General features: G+C 45.4%; 15 protein-coding genes. 10 read left to right on the plus strand and 5 right to left on the minus strand.

Annotated elements, in window-relative coordinates:
* The first annotated feature begins 43 nt into the window (after positions 1-43).
* From NST40_RS02490 to NST40_RS02500, 3 genes are all read left to right on the plus strand, one after another.
* Positions 44-1,969 (plus strand): U32 family peptidase, encoded by a 1,926-nt coding sequence (locus NST40_RS02490; protein WP_076276034.1) that lies wholly within the window; start codon positions 44-46, stop codon positions 1,967-1,969.
* Positions 1,970-2,066: 97 nt separating this feature from the next.
* The gene (locus tag NST40_RS02495) at positions 2,067-3,353 is read left to right on the plus strand and encodes an aspartate aminotransferase family protein (protein WP_076276035.1); all 1,287 of its coding nucleotides are present in this window, start codon (positions 2,067-2,069) and stop codon (positions 3,351-3,353) included.
* A 38-nt stretch (positions 3,354-3,391) separates the two neighbouring features.
* A complete protein-coding gene (locus tag NST40_RS02500) occupies positions 3,392-4,276 on the plus strand; it encodes a UbiA-like polyprenyltransferase (RefSeq protein WP_076276036.1) in 885 nt (294 codons plus the stop codon).
* Positions 4,277-4,845: 569 nt separating this feature from the next.
* On the opposite strand, the gene NST40_RS02505 is transcribed toward NST40_RS02500, so the two are convergent.
* The 4 genes from NST40_RS02505 to NST40_RS02520 all read right to left on the minus strand — a co-directional run bounded on the left by NST40_RS02505 (position 4,846) and on the right by NST40_RS02520 (position 9,360).
* The gene (locus tag NST40_RS02505; protein ID WP_076124510.1) at positions 4,846-5,826 is read right to left on the minus strand and encodes a polyprenyl synthetase family protein; all 981 of its coding nucleotides are present in this window, start codon (positions 5,824-5,826) and stop codon (positions 4,846-4,848) included.
* A 16-nt stretch (positions 5,827-5,842) separates the two neighbouring features.
* Positions 5,843-6,292, minus strand: coding sequence for a hypothetical protein (locus tag NST40_RS02510; RefSeq protein WP_076124508.1), 450 nt, complete (start codon positions 6,290-6,292; stop codon positions 5,843-5,845).
* Between the two features lie 245 nt (positions 6,293-6,537).
* A complete protein-coding gene (locus NST40_RS02515) occupies positions 6,538-8,418 on the minus strand; it encodes an FAD-dependent oxidoreductase (RefSeq protein ID WP_076124507.1) in 1,881 nt (626 codons plus the stop codon).
* A 48-nt stretch (positions 8,419-8,466) separates the two neighbouring features.
* Entirely contained in the window at positions 8,467-9,360 is an 894-nt protein-coding gene (locus NST40_RS02520) for an FMN-binding protein (protein ID WP_076124505.1), read from the minus strand.
* Positions 9,361-9,820: 460 nt separating this feature from the next.
* On the opposite strand from NST40_RS02520, the gene NST40_RS02525 reads away from it, so the two are divergent.
* The 5 genes from NST40_RS02525 to NST40_RS02545 all read left to right on the plus strand — a co-directional run bounded on the left by NST40_RS02525 (position 9,821) and on the right by NST40_RS02545 (position 14,135).
* Positions 9,821-10,024 carry a CsbD family protein gene (locus tag NST40_RS02525; RefSeq protein WP_036682530.1) on the plus strand — a complete coding sequence of 68 codons (204 nt, stop codon included), beginning with the start codon at positions 9,821-9,823 and terminating at the stop codon, positions 10,022-10,024.
* Between the two features lie 169 nt (positions 10,025-10,193).
* On the plus strand, positions 10,194-11,606 hold the full coding sequence (locus NST40_RS02530; protein WP_076276037.1) for an ATP-binding protein: 1,413 nt from the start codon (positions 10,194-10,196) through the stop codon (positions 11,604-11,606).
* Between the two features lie 104 nt (positions 11,607-11,710).
* Positions 11,711-12,976 (plus strand): MFS transporter, encoded by a 1,266-nt coding sequence (locus NST40_RS02535; RefSeq protein ID WP_036682545.1) that lies wholly within the window; start codon positions 11,711-11,713, stop codon positions 12,974-12,976.
* Between the two features lie 19 nt (positions 12,977-12,995).
* Positions 12,996-13,661 (plus strand): oxidoreductase, encoded by a 666-nt coding sequence (locus NST40_RS02540; protein WP_076124502.1) that lies wholly within the window; start codon positions 12,996-12,998, stop codon positions 13,659-13,661.
* A gap of 93 nt (positions 13,662-13,754) precedes the next feature.
* Positions 13,755-14,135, plus strand: coding sequence for a RidA family protein (locus tag NST40_RS02545; protein WP_036682524.1), 381 nt, complete (start codon positions 13,755-13,757; stop codon positions 14,133-14,135).
* A gap of 93 nt (positions 14,136-14,228) precedes the next feature.
* On the opposite strand, the gene NST40_RS02550 is transcribed toward NST40_RS02545, so the two are convergent.
* Positions 14,229-14,996 (minus strand): TspO/MBR family protein, encoded by a 768-nt coding sequence (locus tag NST40_RS02550; protein WP_076124500.1) that lies wholly within the window; start codon positions 14,994-14,996, stop codon positions 14,229-14,231.
* Positions 14,997-15,459: 463 nt separating this feature from the next.
* Between NST40_RS02550 and NST40_RS02555 the strand changes: the two genes are divergently transcribed.
* Entirely contained in the window at positions 15,460-18,546 is a 3,087-nt protein-coding gene (locus NST40_RS02555; RefSeq protein WP_076276038.1) for a DEAD/DEAH box helicase, read from the plus strand.
* A 33-nt stretch (positions 18,547-18,579) separates the two neighbouring features.
* Complete coding sequence (locus NST40_RS02560; RefSeq protein ID WP_076124497.1) at positions 18,580-19,371, plus strand: hypothetical protein; 792 nt, start codon at positions 18,580-18,582, stop codon at positions 19,369-19,371.
* Positions 19,372-19,411 lie beyond the last annotated feature (40 nt).

Consider the following 19,411-nt stretch of genomic DNA (forward strand, 5'->3'; position numbering starts at 1 on the left):
TACTCATTCCCTATTAGTAGTATCAACTTGGGAGGGAACTTGAATGGCACGTTATTTTAACGGTAGAGAAGTCGAATTACTCGCACCCGCAGGAACGTTTGAGATTTTCAAGGAAGTGATCCAATCACGGTGTGATGCAGTTTATTTTGGTGGACCTGTATTGAATATGAGAATGATGCGTAAAGGTTATAATCTTACTCATGAAGAGATCATAGAGGCACTTGATATCGCACACCGTCTAGACAAAAAAGTGTATATCACTGTGAATAATCTTTTTAGTGAGGAAGATGTGGAGGAAGCTAGAGAATACTTGCGTTTCCTTGATGGTGCTCGGCCAGATGCCTTGATTGTTCAGGATATGGCAGTGTTGGAGCTTATTCGGGAGATGGAGCTTAACCTTCCTATTCACTCTTCTGTAATGATGAATGTTCACAACCTGGAGATGATCTATGCGCTGCGTGATCTGGGTGTAACTCGTGTAGTTACCTCGCGGGAAATGGACCTGCAGACAGCTAAGCTGCTTGGTCAGCGGAGTGGTATGGAGCTGGAATATTTTATTCACGGGGATATGTGCTCTGTGCATGGTGCAAATTGTTACTTCAGTTCCCATGTTTTTGGCATGAGCAGCAACCGGGGAAAATGTATGAAGCCTTGCCGCTGGGATTATCGGGTTAAAAAAGACGGATATGTATATCCTGCTGAATATCCACTGGCTGTCAAAGATATGTTTATGTATGAGCATCTTCCGGAATTGATTGAATCAGGCATTACTTCCTTCAAAATAGAAGGCCGTATGCGTGATAAGGATTTTATGGTGATGCTGGCGAATAGCTACGGCGAAGCCATTGACCGATATATCGATGATCCGATTGGCTTTGATCGTACGGTTGATACTAAAGAGCTGTACAACAACCGCAAGCGTGACTTTTCGACAGCTTATGCTTTTGGTAAACCAGGGTTAGCTAACATTAACCGTCGTTATGAAGGTACGGGCAAATTCTATAGCACTGGAAAAGTATTTAGCACACCAACCGCAGAACGTGAGCTATCTGAAAAACGTGTAGAGGAATTGCGGGAACGTTTGGCACAAGAAAAGAAACCAAAGACAACAAAAGCTAAGTTGGCTGTACGTGTGAATAATATGGAACAGGCGCGCGTAGTATTGGAGCTGGGTGTGGATAGTTTATACTTGCCGGGGGATGTATTTGAACCGGATAGACCTTTTACAAAACGTGATATTAAGGAACTTGGTGAGCTAAAAGGCGATAGCAAAATCTATTTAGGGTTGCCACGCATGATGACCGAGCTTCATTTCGATCAATATGATCAATTGCTTGGTGGAGAACGCTTGCCGATCGACGGTCTAATCGTTACTAATTTGGGAGCGATTCGCAGATACAGTTCTACAGGTTATCCGTTAATTGGAGATGGTAGTTTAAATGTCTACAATCATCTTTCAGCCCAATTATATGCGAAATTAGGTTTAACTCAGCTTTCGGTTTCACCGGAAATGACGCTGGGTCACTTTGCTACCTTTGCCTCACGTTGTGACACGCCTTTGGAAGTTGTTGTACATGGTACACCTGCACTAATGTATATGGAACATGATCTTTATGAGAATACTGAAGTAATGGAGCCTATCGCTGAAGAGGATAATCAATATGTGCACAATAATGTATTGGTTCTAAAAACAGACAAAGGTGAAAATCCGGTATATCGTGATCAGCACGGCCGTTGCCATCTTTTGTTCGCGAAAGAGCTCTGCTATTTACCGTTGCTTGGTGAGATGATTGATCTAGGCATATCTAGTTTCCGTATTGAAGGAGCGACATATAGCGCTCAGCAGTTGCGTGAAATTATAATTTCTTATCAACAAGCTATGAATCGTACTGAAGTGAAAGATGATATGCTAGGTGGTCTTGAGCCCATTTATGCGGGTTATACTCTAGGTTCGCTGCAATTTAACTAATTCTATTTTTTGGGGTAAAATACCGTCTGCTAGTAAGAAGAATGCACAGTACTCTATGAATAAGTTACTATTTTCACAAGAAGAGAGGGAATCAATCATGGAACAACAAGAATTCATCGGAAGAGAAGCCGTAGCGGCAAAGCGTAAGCAATATTTCTATCCGTGTACACAGCATTTTTACCGCGATGCGCCTCAGCTTGTGCGAGGTTCGATGCAGTTTGTGTATGATGAACATGGCAAACAATATACAGATTTCTTCGCAGGTGTATCTGTAGTTGCCTGTGGGCACTGCAATCCAGCCATAACTGGACGTACGATTGAGCAACTGCAGCAGCTGCAGCATACGTCTACGATCTATTTAACTCAGCCAAATGTGGATTTGGCTGAACGTCTGGAAGAGGTTATGCCAGGCGGTCTACGCCGAACCTTTTTCGTGAACAGCGGCTCAGAGGCAAATGAAGGCGCACTGCTGCTCGCCCGGATGTATACAGGACGCAAGGGGTTCATTGCACTGGAAAGTGGTTTACACGGCCGTACCAATCTAACTATGAGCGTGACAGGTCTGCCGATGTGGCGTACCGATAAATACTTGGATCATGACGTTGAGTTTATTCCTCGCCCATATCATCCAGAACTATCTCTGGAGGAAGCCGCTGCACTATCCTTGGAATCTCTGGAGCGAGTGCTTGAGGAGAAGGGGAATACTATCGCCGCAATGATCGTAGAGCCAATCCAAGGCAATGGTGGTATGATTATGCCAACGCCAACCTATTTCAGTGAGGTCAAAATGTTGCTGGAGAGATACGGCGTGCTTCTGATCGCTGATGAAATTCAAACTGGATTTGGTCGTACAGGCAAAATATTTGCTATGGAGCATTTTGACGTAGTGCCCGATATTATTAGTATGGCCAAGGCACTGGGGAATGGAATTCCGGTGGCAGCCTTTGCGACAACGGATGAGATTGCACTCGCGCTGAACCGTCCGTCGGCTTCCACCTTTGGAGGTAATCCGGTATCTGCTGCAACGGCGCTGGCTGTGCTTGATTATATTCGCGATGAACGGCTTCCTGAACGCTCAGTGCTGCTCGGAGAACGATTGAAAGCAGGGCTAAAGACCCTTCAAGACCATTATCCTTCGCTTATTGTGGATGTACGGGGAATTGGGCTTATGTTGGGAGCGGAGCTTGCTGGTGAGGATGCAGAAGGCTCTGCGGCGCTTACAGATCAAGTACTGGAAGCGATGAAAGACAGAGGATACCTGATCGGCAAAAATGGCATAGGACGCAACGTACTAGCCTTTCAACCGCCGATGATTATTACGGAAGAGGATATCGACGGGCTGCTTAACAACCTGAATGAAGTCCTTGCGGAGCTTAATGACTAATATAATGAATTTCAAGTAGCGAAGAAAGAGGAAAACGAATGGCTATTCTAAACATTTTTAAAACTGCAGGCCTAAAGCTTAAAATGTTCAGTGAACTGGTGATGTTCTCTCATACGCTTTTTTCACTGCCGTTTGCCATTATCTCGATGGTGTGGGCTGCTGGGGGCTGGCCATCAGGGCATGTGATGATCTGGGGTCTGATTGCATTGATCGGTGCCCGTAATGGCGCTAATGCATTCAATCGGCTGGCAGACCGTACGTTTGATGAACAGAATCCTCGTACGGCACATCGGCATTTGCCACAACGGTTATTGGCAGAAAAAGAAGTGGTAGTCTTTGTTATTGTCAATTATGCCATCTTTATTGTGGCTTCAGGCATGCTGAACTTGCTCTGCCTGCTCTTATCGCCGGTAGCAATCGTGTTAATATCGACTTATTCTTATACAAAACGTTTTACCTTTCTAAGCCATTTATATTTAGGCTTTGTTATTGCTTCCGCACCGATTGGTGCATGGTTTGCCGTAACCGGAAATATCGCATTTACCCCGTTTGTGATCGGGACGGTAGTTATGCTCTGGATTGCCGGATTTGATATTATCTACGGCACTCAGGACATTGAATTTGACCGGCGGCATGGGTTATGGTCTATTCCGAGCTTCTTTGGATTAGAGAATGCGCTGCGTATCGCCAAAGGTCTACATTTCATTATGATTATGCTGCTATTATTTCTATACGTATGGCAGGATCTCGGCTGGGTGTATCTAGTTGGGATTGGCATCGCTACAGTGCTCCTGATGACCGAGCATAAGATTATAAAACCTTCGAATCGTAAGCTGATGAAGGTGGCTTCTTATAATCTAAATCAGGTAATCAGCATAGTGATATTATTGTGTACGCTGATTGATTTTTTCTATGTTAGTTAGGGAGCTGGCTTTGGTGAGCCGGCTGGCTGAGCATTGGCACATTGCCCTCAAACTAACAACAAAAGACAATAGCCTACCCAAAAGGGGGAGGCAAGGGGATCGGAAAGCTGGCTACGCTAGCTTTCCTTTTTTGTGTTGACTCGGTTCCCCGCTCTGCAAGGGGGAAGCTACGAGTTGAATGCAAAGATTAGGGAAAACCTCCCTAATCTTATTGATTTTTTTATCCTTTGACTCTGTTTTAGGGAATTTCTCCCTGAAATATAGCTGGTTACTTTTAAAAGCATGCTAAAGTGGACTTTATTAGGGAGGAATTCCCTAATATCGTGGTTTTCGAACGATTATTAGCTAATTTTAGGGAGGTTTTCCCTAATTATATCCGATGGAGTAGAATGACTAAATTAGCTCATATGCGCTACGCTGCGTTTGCGTGTTTAGCTTGTCTTGTTGAAGCAGAAAAATAGCAGTTTGAATTTGCGGCAAGATCAATGAAATGATTTGTTTAAAGCAAAAAACGGATACCCCCAAGTGAATGGGAGGTATCCGTTTTTATTTGTATTAGAACGTACGCTTTAGCGATCACGGTCCGCAAAATATTGCAGCAACGTTTCCAGATCAGCATGCGCCGGGTAGGAGGAGAGCTGCTGCACAATAGCTGCAGCTTTATCCAGATAGTTCTGGCTGACCCGTTCAGCGCGAGCGAGGGCATCGCTATTGTTAATTAGGGTGAGCACATGTGCTACTTCAGCGTCGGAAGAATCCGGGCCGATTGCACGGATCACAGGCGAGAGCTTAGGGTCCTGCAAGGCGTACAGCACTGGCAGGGTGACCTGACCATGTCGCAGGTCGCTACCGGCAGGTTTGCCTAGGACATCGGCGGACTGTGTGAAATCTAGCAGGTCATCTTGTATCTGAAAGGACATCCCTAAGGCTTCTCCAAAATTATAAAGGAGATTGGCAACTTCTTCGGTGCTTTCAGTGGACAGTGCACCAACCCGTAAGCAGGTTGCCATAAGAAGAGCGGTTTTGTTTAAGGATTTCTCCAAATACTGATCCATTGTAATTTCATAATCAAAAGCATGTTCCATTTGCTGATATTCACCCAGACACAGCTGAGCGGTGGCTACAGAGGATAAGTCATGAACGTATCTGTTTTTATCTCCTGTATATTTGCTCAGCAGCTCGATGACCCGAGCGGACATGTAATTACCAACATGTACTGCTGACAATGTCCCCGTCTTAATATGTAAGGCGGGTACGCCCCGCCGTAACTCAGAACGGTCAATGATATCATCATGAATTAATGAGGCGGCATGAATAAATTCAGCAGCAGCAGCTAATTGAAGCGCTCTGCGACCGGTATCCTTACGGCCAAACCGACTGCCAACAATGACCATGAGGGGACGAAGGCGTTTACCACCGGAATTTATAAGCTCTAGAACACTTTGCGCGAGCTGAGATTTCTTAGGTACATCTTTATCACGCGTCACAAGGTTTACGATTTCGCGGTTGATTTCATTTATGTCTATATTTAAGGCCTCATGCAGCTTCATTTATGGATCCCACCTGTCAAATGGCTTTGCTTGTGCGACTACGCTGTCTGCACTCTTGAATCAAGAACTCTTCGATTCCAGTAGCTGGATCATGTTCCGCGAAGTCTCCATTTGACCGTCTAATCTGCATTTTTTTGATCGAAGGAGCTAGATAAGCAACTAAGTCGAGCTCACGGCATTTCACCGCAAACTGCAGGTAAAAGCTATACAAATAATCTCCATCCAAAATGTTGCGTGTAAGGTCGGGATGATGTGGGATACATTCCATATGGCGCTCTGCTGCCAAAGTGAGAATAGTGTAAATACCCAGCAAATTGACTTTGCGGCTGTATTCCAGATCATGGCGTTCCAGTACCGAGATTAGCTGTTCACATGCAGCCGGAGAGGGCTGAAGCTCAATTCCGGCAATAGGTGACATTTCAGTATGCAACAACCGGAGGGTATCTTCTATGAGTTGTTTGTTCACAAGATTCTCTCCTTCTTGTCGGTTTTGCCGGAAGAAACCATACCCCGATCATCCCTACAAAACCATTCATTCAAGAAAAAACCACCATTTCCTAGGATTAGGAAGGTTATTTTCTTCTTGTAAATAAGGAGAGTAATGTGTCCTAGGGACACATTACTCTGAAGTATATCCATATTTAACCCTAATAAAATACAATTTGCACATATGTTCTATATGATAAATTACACAAATTCAGGGTTTTATTATCAGTCGGTGTATAGATACCATCGTCTGACGAGCGGAATTCTCTTCCACTGTTTCTTAAGCCAAGGAAGTACATAGTAGTCTAGACCAAGTGTGCTTCCCGATCCGCCGATGCAGGCAATACCAGCAGCAACGTACCATAACATTTCTGTCGAGGCCATTTTGGTTGACCAAATCATGACCGACATGCCTACGGTCGCTATAGAAGCAAGTGCTGTGAAGAGACCAACGATGAGCATAATACCGAAGACGATTTCTGCACATACCATACCGATTTGGAACCATTTCGCGAGGAAAGTATAACTTCCGTCGTTGTTGTAGAACATCAAATCCATGAACCAGTTTGTAATGTTGTATACGAAGTTAGGTACAGGCAACGCTTCAACTGCTTCTTTTGCAGTGGATACTGCTGAAGCTGCAGATTGTGCATCTACGGTGTCTTTAACTGCATCTACTGCAACACTGGCTGCTGATGAAGCATCCGTTGCAAAAGGAGCAGCTGGAATCAAGAAAATCTTATCTGGATCTTTCCAAATCTTTTGGATCTTCTCAATACCTTCGTATAACCACATACCCCCAAGTAGAACACGAAGTGGAACGAGCCAGAAATTAGGTGAACGTTTGGAGAAGTGACCACCCAAGAAGCTCTTGCGGTTCTCAACATGGAAGAATTCATGCATCATATATGTCCATACTTTATTGAATCCGACAACCTGAGACAGGTAGAACATATTAATAAAGTGTTTGGATAGCATTGCCATGAATCCAGTAAGCATAAAGAACTTACCTGGCAGACCAACGTTAGCTACGCCGTAGCGGCTACCAATGGAGACCATTGTACCGTGGAAACCTGGTTTGTAAGCTTTTTTAGCAGTGTTCTGAATGTCGGCGGCAATGTTGCCAGCAACAATCGGAGCGGCTTGTTCAGCGTTCTCAACCATTTGTGGTACAGGACGAGTTTCACCTTCAGGAATGTAGAAAATGTTGTCCCCTACTACGTAGACGTTCTTATGATCTACACTTTCCAGGTTCTCATTCGTAACAATCCGTTTGCGGCCTTGTTGTTGAACTTCAAGTCCACCAACGATTTCGGAGCCTTCAACACCAGCAGTCCAAACAATTGTTTGGGAATCGACGACGTTTTTCTCACCAAGGGCAACACTACCATTGCCTACTTCGGTGATTTTAGCGCCAGTAACGATTTCCACGTTCAGCTTACGAAGGCGAGCTTCAGCTTTTTGAATCAGCTTATCTGGAAGGATAGGCAGAATCTTCGGAGCCATATCAGCCACAATCAGTCTTACTTCGGATGGGTCGATAAAGAACTCCTTGCATAATTCCTCGCGTTGTTCAGCCATTTCACCAACCAGCTCGACACCAGTAAAGCCGGCACCGATAATAACGAAGGTCAGCATAGCACGGCGTACAGCTGGATTTTTCTCCATAGCCGCTTTGGTATACATATCGCGGATTTGGCGTTTCAATGCTACCGCATCATCGTAAGACCAGAAGGAGAAGGTGTTTTCTTCTGCGCCTGGAATACCGAAGAAGGTTGGTTTGCTACCTGTGCCGATTACAAGGTAATCGTAAGCGTAGGTAGCTTTATCGGACTTAAGTTTTCTGCTTTTGAAATCGATATTGCTGATCTCATCAAGAACAACATCTACTTTAAGGCCCGCAAAAATTTTCTTAAGATCGATCTTGATTGAATCCTCTGGAGCACGGTTCGCGGCAACCTCATGCAGCTCAGTCAATAGAGTGTGATATGGATTCCGGTCGATCAGTGTAATTTCAACATCTTTGTTTTTCTTAAATTTCTTTGCCAGTTTCTTAGCCGTGAGTACGCCGCCGTAGCCGCCGCCCAAAATGACTATTTTCTTCAAGAGAAATTCACCTCATTCGTCTGATTAGCTGCAGAAGGTCCTGCGAAATTATTTCGCGCCTTCGAGTGCTTTTTCTGCAAGTGTAAAATATTCACCAACATGAATACTCACGCCGGAAATTGCATCAGTTTTGCCTTCAGCATCAAGCGTTGGAGCAGTACCTTTGTTTTCAAGGAAGTATTTTTCAGCCAAAGCGATTTCTTCATGCCATTCAGCAGAAGCGCCGCCAGCTTTCATACCATATTTACCATCAACGGAGAATTGCTTCTTGTCATCGCCAGCAGCATTCAAACCACTGAATTTAACAGCTACAACATTACCGTTAGCAACAGTCAGGTCAACAGTGGATTTCCAACCGGATTCAGCGTCCATTTCGCCTTCAGCATGGTAGCCTCCGTCTTTATATTGACCAGCTTCTACTGGACCAGCAGCAAGAGCAGCTTGAGCAGCTTTTACAAAGTCAGATACGTGTACGGATACACCAGAGATGGCATCAGTTTTCCCCTCAGCATCAAAAGTTATAGCTGCTGGATCTTGTTTTTCGATCAGGAATTCTTCAGCTTTAGCTGCTTGCTCGTGCCATTCAGAAGAAGCACCGCCAGCTTTCATGCCATATTTACCATCTTCAGAAACCTTTTTCTTCAGGTCGCCTGCAGTGTTAACGTTAAAGGCATCCCAGTCAGCTTTAGTGATCTTTCCACCTTCTACAGTTAAGAGTGCGAAATATTGCCAGCCAGTTTTAGCATCAACGTCAGCAGTACCGTAGTAAACTCCGTCTTTGTACTGTCCAGCTTCAGTTCCAGCGTTACCGGAATTTGTTGCAGGAGCAGTTGTTTCAGCTGGTGCGTTAGTAGGGGCTGCGGCGTTGTCTGTGTTGTTACCACAACCTGCGAGCAATCCAAGGATAAGTGCGCTCGACAAGATAACAGAAGCTTTTTTCATTTCAAATGACCTCCAAAAATATAGTTTAAAATATATATATTAAAATGTAAAACATTTTAATAGTCGAGCGAAGTGATAAAAATCACTTTATAAATGATATTTGTCACTTTAATCTCATACCTCATTACCCGTTTGTAACAGTATCATGACTTATATCGGCATAGATTAGAAAAAAATTTAATGATGTTGTTTTATCTCCGATGGCATTCTAGCACATGGACTAGGAAAACATTTGTGAAATAAATCACTTAAAAAATTAAATATTTAATTTATATCTGGATTATATCAAATTTTAAAAGATTTGAATACATAAATTAAAAAATATATGTGACAGAATACGACTTAATTTGCTAATGCCATGAATGGCGGAAAGATTCATAGCGAATGGGGAAGGGTAAGTAAAGGTAACACGGGATAACGATCCTACCCTAATTAATTCAGCTAAGGAGATGAGCTTATAATGGACAACAATGTATTTAAAGGGAAATGGAAACAGCTCAAAGGCGAGGCCAAGAAGCAATGGGGCAAGCTTACAGATGATGATCTTGACGTAATTGATGGTGAAAAGGATAAATTAGTAGGTAAACTACAAGAACGTTATGGACACACGAAAGAAGACGCGGAAAAAGAGTACCAAACTTGGGGACGATCCTACCGCGATTAATTCGTTACTAATGACGTCTATAATAAAATTCCAGAAGAAGAGCGCAAATCGCATCTGATTTGCGCTCTTCTTCTGCGTCCGTGGGCGGTTAGTTATCGAATAGGGCTTTAGTATGGTAGTATTATGAGATGAAAGTTGTAATTTATTTTGCCAAGGTGGGAGTGAATCTATGGGTTATCTTAAAATATTTTTTGGAAACACCGCGATGCTAATAGCTGTAGCCTATTTGGCTAATCTTATATATAAAAGCACCATTTCAAATGCAAGTGTAAGAATAAAGAAAGTAAGCTGGGTATTACTAGCCATCTTTGCCGGGTGGATTAGTACTCTTTTTGGATATAGGCTGGATGAGCATGTGATTTTTGATTTACGTTTTGTGCCACTTATTATTTCAACGCTGGCTTATCCGCATCCTTTCATTCTTGTTTTGATTGGTATAGGAACAGGTCTTACACGGTTAACTTTTGGAGTAAATGAGGCAGCAATGGCTGGTACAATTAATTTGTCCATTCTAGGATTTGTTTGTGCTGCGCTTAGCTACTGGGTCAGACGATCTAGCTTATGCATAGTGAACAAAGGTTTGATCGTGATTCTAGTCGTAAATGTAATGAATGCAATCAACATTATGGTGTTTGGTGTGATTCCCGCCCCAGAGTACATAAGAGAGATTATGCCGATTACTTTCCCTGCAGGGTTGATTCTAAGTGTTCTATTCTCCTTAATTATTCGTGACTTTCAATTAGGACTCTTACGGAATGTGCAGATTCAGCGTGCTAATGAACAACTGTCCGCCCAGACGGAGGAGCTGCATAAGAATAAGATAGCGCTTGAAGAACGTGCCGATCAGTTAATGATGGCTTCGCAATTTAAATCCGAATTTCTGGCCAATATGTCTCATGAGCTTCGAACACCACTGAATAGCATCATTAATTTATCGCAATTAATTGAAGACAATGATAATTCTCTTACGGAAGCAGAAATGAGTGAGTATGCAGCCATTATTCGCCGTTCTGGTGAAGAATTATTGATGATAATTGGCGATATATTAGATCTCTCCAAAGTGGAAGCAGGTCGATTGGATATTATAAATGAAGATTTAAGTGTTATTGAGATCCCAGAGATCCTGGCTATGCAATTCGCTGTCACGGCTAAACAAAAGGAATTGGAATTTACTATTGCTATGGAAGAAAATATCCCGCAAATGATTCATTCTGATCCACAGCGGATTCAGCAGATCCTGCGTAATTTGCTCTCTAATGCTTTTAAATTTACAAAGTCTGGCCATGTCGCACTCCGTATTCGCCAAGAGGAACGTGGGGAAGGAGCTATTGTGAAGCATTGGATTGTATTTGAGGTAGAAGATAGTGGGATAGGTATTGCACCAGAGAAGCATGCCATGATCTTTGAAGCCTTCCAACAGGCGGATAGAACAATTAGTCGAAAATATGGCGGAACAGGATTAGGACTTTCTATTAGTAATGATTTGGCCAGACTGCTCGGAGGGTTCATTACTTTAGAAAGTGAGGAGGGTAAAGGGAGTCGTTTTTCGCTTTATTTACCCCTCGAATTCATAGAAGAGTAAGCTCCAATATTATTTGTTAATTTGGCGTATTGACAGTAGATTGATGCGGAGTAGAATGAAGCAAATGCCGCATCAAAGGAGTGTTACCCCTTTCTATGAACAACATGGAAACTAAGCACACAGTTACTAGTTCAAAGCGTGTCCGTAAAACCTCAGTACATCGCAGGAATTTGCGCATTGCTACCTGGGAAGGTGTGCCATCGACCATTTTCCAGGTCCTGCTGCAAGGGCAGTTTCTAACAGGATTCCTGCTATATTTAGGAGCCACTTCAAGTCAAATTGGATTTGTGCTAGCGCTTACCACTTTGGTTAACGTGATGCAGATCGGGGTAGCTTTTTTGATTCAGAAGCTGCCAAGCCGCAAATGGGCTATGGTTACTTTTATCGGCCTGCATAGGATACTTTGGAGTTCTACGGGGCTAATTCCGTTTATTTTTCCTAAAGAGTATTGGGTCATGGCTTTTATAGCCTTATATACTACTGCTTTTATTGCCAATACGGCGGGTGGTGTGCTGTGGAGCTCTGTGATCAGCGATCTTGTTCCGGCACGTGTGCGTGGACGCTATTTTGGGATTCGTAATACGTTCCTGAATGCACTCGGTAGTCTGGTAATGTATGGTGGGGGTATCGTTTTGGATCGTTATCCCGGGAGCCATGGCTTTTTGATTCTTTATATTGTTGTGTGGATCTTCGCGATCTCTAACGTCGTTGTATTCTTTTTTTATCCCGACGTGCCTTTCGAGAAATCGGAAGAACATAAATTTTTACCGATGTTTAAGAAACCGCTTAAAGATACTTTATTTATGAAGTCTACTTTGTTTCTGGCCGCCTGGTTGCTGCTGCAGAATTTAACTGTTCCGCTATACTCGTATGTCATGTTGCAGTTACTTCATATAAATTATGAAACGTTATCACTGCTTAATGTGTCCCAGACTCTTTTTATGATGGCTAGTTTCTACGTTTGGGGTAATCTAAATGCAAAATATAGCAATAAACGTCTGTTGTTCTTTACGTTGCCGATTATTGCCTTGTCCTCGTTGATGTGGGGACTCTTGTCTGTGTTGCCGATGCTGTTGGTGTTGTTTGCCGCTCATATTGTTTTTGGTGTAGGTGTAGGCGGTTTCAACCAGCTGGCCTTTAATTTTATTATTGGAGACACGCCGAAAAAAGAACGGCCTATGTATATGGCGACCTATGCGGCGCTTACGGGTTTATCATCCTTTTTTGGTCCGCTTATTGGGGGACAGCTGTATGAAAAAATTGCCCACTGGCCGCAATGGACCCAAGTATACGGTATGCAGTTGGTAGTGGGAACGCTTATGATCGCTCTTGCCTTCCTGCTGGGCCGTCGTATTCTAAAGGACGAATAGAAGTAAAGGGGACTATTCCATGTTAAGGATTGCGTTGGTATTAGGGGCTACTGGATTAGTAGGGAAAGCGGTTACGGAGGAATTGCTGAATCGTGAAGGTTGGGGTGAGGTGAGAGTGCTTGTACGGACTCCATTAGCTTTAGAACATCCTAAGCTTAAGCAAATCGTTGTGGATTGGGAGAGCCTGGCGGAGTATAGCGATTCGTTCGAAGGCGTTCATTCCATCTTCTGTTGCCTCGGGACTACGATCAAGAAGGCAGGTTCACAAGAGCAGTTCGAACGTGTCGATCTGGATTATCCGCTTGCAGCTGCTGCTATTGCGAGAGATCACGGTGTTAAACAGTTCTTGGTTGTTTCATCCATGGGGGCAGATGCCAAATCGCGCAATTTCTACAGTCGGACTAAGGGGAGAGCAGAGGAAGCGTTAAGCAAAATCGGTTTTCAAGGGCTGCATTTGTTTCGGCCATCCTTGCTGCTGGGTCATCGTGAGGAATTCAGACTGGGAGAACGCGTCGCGGCTAGATTGATGAAAGCACTGGAGTTTGTGATGGTTGGCAAAGCGGCTAAATATCGTGCCATACCTGGTGTAACTGTGGCGAGAGCTATGGTTAATATTGCCTCTGCTGACACGCATGGTCTGCATATCTACACGAATGAAGTAATACATGTGATTGGAAAACGTTAAGTTTTTCGGGCTGCTAATAAATTTGCATTACGGTGAGAACAGGACTTACAATGGACAATAAATGATCAGCGTTTAATGGAGAGGGGTAACAAGATGAGTAAAAAACAAGTAGCTACTACAAAAGCACCAGGAGCCATTGGTCCTTATAGTCAAGCCATTACCACCGGTAGTTGGGTATACACTTCAGGACAACTGGGCCTTAATCCCGAGACAGGGAATTTGGCTGAAGGCGTTCAGGAACAAGCTCGTCAAGCACTTAGCAATGTACAAGCTATTCTTGAGGAAGCTGGTGCATCACTGGATCATGTAGTGAAGACCACCGTATTCCTAAAAGATATGAATGATTTTGCAGCAGTTAACGAGGTTTACAGCACTTTCTTTAAAGAACCTTATCCTGCCCGCAGTGCCATTGAGGTTGCTCGGCTGCCCAAAGACGGACTTGTTGAGATCGAAGCGGTAGCACGTAAGAAATAAATATGATTTCGCACTTCTAGATTATTCTACAAAAAAAGGCAGGTTAAGGAGGATCACCTTCTTAGCCTGCCTTTTATATTATCAAGAGGACAATCAGTATCTGCTGTATCTTCTGCGGCGTGGTGTGAGCAATAGCCAAATGCTGTAGAGCAGCAGAAGACCTGCCGTTACTGTGCCCGTTACAAAGACTGCATTAGCTTCTCTATGTTCCAAGGCGATCGCGATGAAAGCCCATACGAAGACCAGAGGATAGATGCTGTCTCGGTTAGGGTAGCTGACTAACACCGCAAGCAGTGTCCCCACGCAGAGCATGATCACGGCCCAGGTTATCCCGCTAAGTCCAAACCCATCCCAATGATTTTTCTCCAGAACAACGCTAACATTCACGATAGTCGCCACAGAGATCCAGCCAAGGTATATACTAAAGGGTAGCTTGATCAGCCATTTCTCACCTGAAGTAGGATTTGCAATCTGGCGCGTTCGGCGATAGATAACAATGATGGAAATTAACATTAACACCATGGCAATCAAAGAAAGCTCGATGTATAGATACTGCCAGAGGAAAAGCCAGCTCATATTAAAAACACAGCTCAGGATAAACCAGAACGAAATAGCTCGTACAGAATCCCTAGAACTTGTATAGGAGCGGAATTGATAAATAACGAAACCGGCTAACAAGAGGTAGATCAGCGACCAAATGGAGAACGCGTAGCCAGCAGGAGTCATGTAAGTCTTATATTTGTCAGAGATTTCTCCTGTACTGTTTCCGCCCAAAGGCAAGGTTACCGCCAGCACATTTACGATAATTACACCCACAAAGAATACGAGGTTCCACCATTTATAAGGATTATAACGTCTCAAATAATTCACTCCCTAGCTTTTTTAATAGGGTGTTGCTTATTTAGAATATACCCCTTTTTGGCCTAATTAAGACTATAAAAAGAAAAGAAGTGACTAGTGAGTCATAACATTCTTGGATAGCAGGGCAGTAGTGCGGGGTATTTTAAATGAATCAAATTACTGGGTGTTTCTATATCCTTCAACTTTATTTCATAAAAATCTACAGAAAATATGCAGAAATGTTTTTAAATCAGCGCTTTTTCGTATAAGATGAAGAGATGAAGATTCAAGAAAATATAAGTTTTGTCCTAGTTCTTTATCCTTATATTTACCGCAGGAGCGCATCGCCTCTCTAAAAGAGGAAGAAGCGGCTTCTACTTGTATAGCTTCAAAATTTATTTCTCGCGGAAAAGGTTGCAGTTACCCTTCCTGATGGTAGGGGGCTGGTTCTTTTTTTGCTTGCTTAAAAGACAGGAGATCACCGATGACTAAGCATCTGTATGCAATATGGTTAGGGGACGTTTTATTTTGCTTCTCTGGCGAAACTTCGGAGCCGAAGGTTGACGCTTGGACTCGCGTAGTGAAGCGGATGGAGCTACAGGGAGGAGTGCGTCCTTTTGCAACTGCTGCTCTGCGTCTGGCAGAAGTGAAATATCCGGCTCCCCCTGTAGAGGGGAAGCCAGCCCGGCGCGGATTGCCCGGACGAACGTTCGAAGGGCTCGCCTTGGTTCCTAGCGATGCATTTCAACTGCTTCTGGCATGGGATGAGACGTTATGCCGAGATCAGGGAGTGGAGCCAGGCGGCGAACTGCGTTACTGGGCAGCAGCGGCACGTTTTGCGCTGGAGCTGATGGGTACGGGCGGGATTACGCCGGGGGCCTTGCCACCACGCCCTGTGGGCTCACGTCGCCGCGGCGGCGAACAGGCGGCGACGGTCTGCTGGTCGCCAGCTTTCCGAAAGCAGGAGGACAAAGAGATCTTTCTGCAGCTGGCAGCATCCATGCCTGTTCTTGCACTAGGAACGCATATCGCAGAGGCAGGGGATTTATCCTCTCGTGATGAGGCTGGAGCATATGTGCTTTACTCCTTTATGCAGGCTGTAATGACTGCTGAGATAAAAAAAGTAATTGCGGGCATTGAAAGTGAGTTAATCCCTTATAAAGCGAATTATCGCCGGGGTTATTCCCCTTTAACAGAACTGTGGTGGAATAGCCTTCTCACGGGAAGCCGAGATATACCCGTGCAAGGAACTCCGGCAGAGGTGACAGACCTTTTGGTCACTGTGAACGAGACCGCTGGCAGCGATGTGCCACATTCAGAACCAGAGGAAGCACGGAGCGGGCAGCTGGGTCTTGGGTTACGGCTGGAGCCGCCAGAAGACAATAATGAAGTCTGGCGGTTAACCTTCTGGGCGGAGAATAAGGAAGAAGGGGAATTCTGGTTTCCCGCCAAATCGATCTGGAGTAGTAAAGAACGAGAGTTTACGTTATGGGGTAAACGCTATCGCAATATCCAGCAGCAGCTGCTTATAGCGCTGGGCCGGGCTGCGAAGATATCGCCGGATATTCAGCGCGCTCTTGCTAAGCCTGCGCCTACGGGGGCGGATTTGGAACCGGAGCGTCTTTATTTCTTTTTGAAGGAGACGGTGCAGCAGCTGCGCGATCGGGGAATAACGGTGCAGATGCCTTCGCGCTGGAGCCGTGAGGGACGCCGCCGCATTGGCATGAAGATGAAAATGCAGCCAGGCGTGAACGGGGGCGATAGCCCTGCGCCCGCAGCTCTGGGTATGGAAGAGCTGATCTCGTTCCGTATTGAGGCCTCGCTTGGAGATAGTACGATTAGTGAGGAAGAATTAAATGCATTAGTAGAGGCCGGTGTACCTTTTGTACGTTTCCGCGGGGAATGGATCGAGATAGATCCTAAAGAAATCCGCCAGGTTCTTAGATATATGAAACGCCATGAAAACGGAGAAATGACTGCCGCGGATTGGATGCGTCTAGAAGCCGAGGATGGTGAAGATCGGCTCTGGAAAGGAATGTCCGTCACTGGAATGGAGACATCCGGGCTGTTGGCATCACTTATGCGCGGAGATGTATTACGTAATCTTCCGGTGCGTCCTGTACCTGAGGGTCTGCATGGAACTTTAAGACCTTATCAGGAGCGGGGTTATCAGTGGCTGGCCGAGCTCAGTGGTCTGGGTTTTGGGGTATGCCTCGCCGATGATATGGGTCTAGGTAAAACGGTGCAGGTTATCACCTGCCTGCTGGACCGGGCGTTAAGTGCTCCCCCTGAAGAGAAGCAGGAGCCTGTACTGATTCTCTGCCCAACATCGCTTCTTGGCAACTGGCAGCGGGAGCTGCAGCGCTTTGCACCTTCGCTTAATGTACACATACATCATGGTGGACGCCGTGTTCGGGGAGATAGCTTCTTAGAACTGGCAACCAGTCATGATATCGTACTGACGACCTATCATTTGGCAGGCCGTGACAGTGAGGATTTAGCCAATGTCCAGTGGTCAACAGTGGTGCTGGATGAAGCTCAATATATTAAAAATCACCGTACGAAGCAGGCGCAGAGTGTGATGAAGTTATCAGCGCCGCATCGCATAGCTATGACAGGTACTCCGGTAGAGAACAGACTTGGCGAGTTATGGTCTATTTTCCACTTTTTAAACCCGGGCTATTTAGGAACCTATCATTCCTTCCGGCAGCGTTATGTGTCTGGTGAAGGTGGGGAACGCCTGCGGGAGCTACATCGCTTGGTATCCCCCTTCCTGTTGCGGCGTCTGAAGAGTGACCCGGATATTTCTAAGGATTTACCGGAGAAGCTGGAGCTGAAGTCTTATTGCCCGCTGACCGAGACCCAAGCTGCCCTGTATCAGGGTGTCGTGGATGAAATGCTCGGTGTGATCGGGGAGAGCAGTGGTATGGCTCGCCGTGGACTGGTGTTATCCTCTCTGACGAAGCTGAAGCAGATTTGCGATCATCCTCAGCTATTCCGGAAAGAAGAAGGACGGAGTCCACGCAATGAACATTCCGGTAAAATGGAGGTTATGTTCGAGGTGCTGGACAGTGTCGCTGAAGTTGGCGAATCTGTGTTGATCTTTACGCAATACGTAGCGATGGGTGAGCTGCTGGTGAGCAAGCTTACTAAGCGTTATGGTACATCGCCGCTGTTCCTTCATGGGGGGATTCCAAAACGGGAGCGGGACGAGATGGTGCATGATTTTCAAGAGGGCAAGGGTCCAGCCTTCTTCGTGTTATCTCTTAAAGCGGGCGGAGTAGGTTTGAACCTAACCCGGGCCAATCATGTTATTCATTACGATCGCTGGTGGAATCCGGCAGTGGAGAATCAGGCGACAGACCGGGCTTTCCGAATTGGGCAGGATAAGAACGTACAAGTTCATAAGCTGATTTGCCAAGGAACGCTGGAGGAACGTATTGACGAATTAATTGAGCGGAAGAAAAGCCTTTCGGAGCAGGTTGTTGGTTCTGGTGAAACATGGTTGACCGAGATGTCTAATCATGAACTGAAGGAGCTTATTGAACTGCAGGATCAGGATTGGATGTAAAGAAAGACATGAGCAATACGGAGGGATCGAACAATGAGTGAACTGTTAGAGATGCGGCTGGAAGTTGTGCCTGGATTAGTAAAAGCAGCATGGACGGCTTCGCCCGGGAAAGTGACGGGAGGGTCGCGGGCAAAAGGTGAATGGAATGTCGGTACTTCTGCTGTTCCTCAGGGACAAAGAACGGAGCAACCTCTCTCTCTGAAGGTTCCAGTATGGCATGCTGCCCGTAGAAAAGAAATATTGCGGCGTCTGGCGCTAAGTCCGGATGAGGTATTTGCTTTGCTGCAAGGGAGATTGACGGGTGGGCTGGCGGAACTGGAGCTTCTGCCTACAGATACTGAGCTGGAGCAAGCCCTCTTTGAGGGGGAAGGGTTAGAGAACCAGGCGGAGACTCTGCAGCTTATAAAAGAACGACTTGCTGAAGAGCCGCTGCTGGCGCTTTCTCTGAGAGGATTTACTAAGGGAGAACTCCTGGATGGAATATTTGCCCTTTGGGCTGAAACTGATATAGCTGCCGATGATTCTGAGACAGAGGCAGCCCCAGCTAGTGAGCTTGCAACAGAATTAGCACGGCTAGAGCGCAAGGGCCCCGCAATTTCTTCTGGGGAATGGCTTGCAGAAGCGGCTGCTGAAGGTTCGCTTCACCAGCCGGGACCGCAGTTCCATGAGATTACGGCTAGGCCATTTCCTTCATCGCCGGTAGTAGCAGCGGTAACGGAAGACTGGGGAGCTTTGCTGCCTCAGACACCTAAGGCTCTAGAAGGCCTAACTTTGATTATGAATCGAGTAGCAGAAGCTGCTGCCCGTCGTGCAAGTAAGGCGTAATTAAACAGCAGTGGAGTTTAGAGAAGCCGCATCCTATCTG

It is taken from the genome of Paenibacillus sp. FSL R10-2778 (assembly GCF_038593035.1).
Lineage (GTDB): Bacteria > Bacillota > Bacilli > Paenibacillales > Paenibacillaceae > Paenibacillus_AQ > Paenibacillus_AQ odorifer.

Coding starts and splice junctions, on each gene's coding strand:
- NST40_RS02540 (WP_076124502.1), top strand. CDS start 12,996: ATGTTAAGGATTGCGTTGGTATTAGGGGCTACTGGATTAGTAGGGAAA.
- NST40_RS02505 (WP_076124510.1), bottom strand. CDS start 5,826: ATGAAGCTGCATGAGGCCTTAAATATAGACATAAATGAAATCAACCGC.
- NST40_RS02560 (WP_076124497.1), top strand. CDS start 18,580: ATGAGTGAACTGTTAGAGATGCGGCTGGAAGTTGTGCCTGGATTAGTA.
- NST40_RS02500 (WP_076276036.1), top strand. CDS start 3,392: ATGGCTATTCTAAACATTTTTAAAACTGCAGGCCTAAAGCTTAAAATG.
- NST40_RS02555 (WP_076276038.1), top strand. CDS start 15,460: ATGACTAAGCATCTGTATGCAATATGGTTAGGGGACGTTTTATTTTGC.
- NST40_RS02545 (WP_036682524.1), top strand. CDS start 13,755: ATGAGTAAAAAACAAGTAGCTACTACAAAAGCACCAGGAGCCATTGGT.
- NST40_RS02495 (WP_076276035.1), top strand. CDS start 2,067: ATGGAACAACAAGAATTCATCGGAAGAGAAGCCGTAGCGGCAAAGCGT.
- NST40_RS02525 (WP_036682530.1), top strand. CDS start 9,821: ATGGACAACAATGTATTTAAAGGGAAATGGAAACAGCTCAAAGGCGAG.
- NST40_RS02535 (WP_036682545.1), top strand. CDS start 11,711: ATGGAAACTAAGCACACAGTTACTAGTTCAAAGCGTGTCCGTAAAACC.
- NST40_RS02530 (WP_076276037.1), top strand. CDS start 10,194: ATGGGTTATCTTAAAATATTTTTTGGAAACACCGCGATGCTAATAGCT.
- NST40_RS02520 (WP_076124505.1), bottom strand. CDS start 9,360: ATGAAAAAAGCTTCTGTTATCTTGTCGAGCGCACTTATCCTTGGATTG.
- NST40_RS02490 (WP_076276034.1), top strand. CDS start 44: ATGGCACGTTATTTTAACGGTAGAGAAGTCGAATTACTCGCACCCGCA.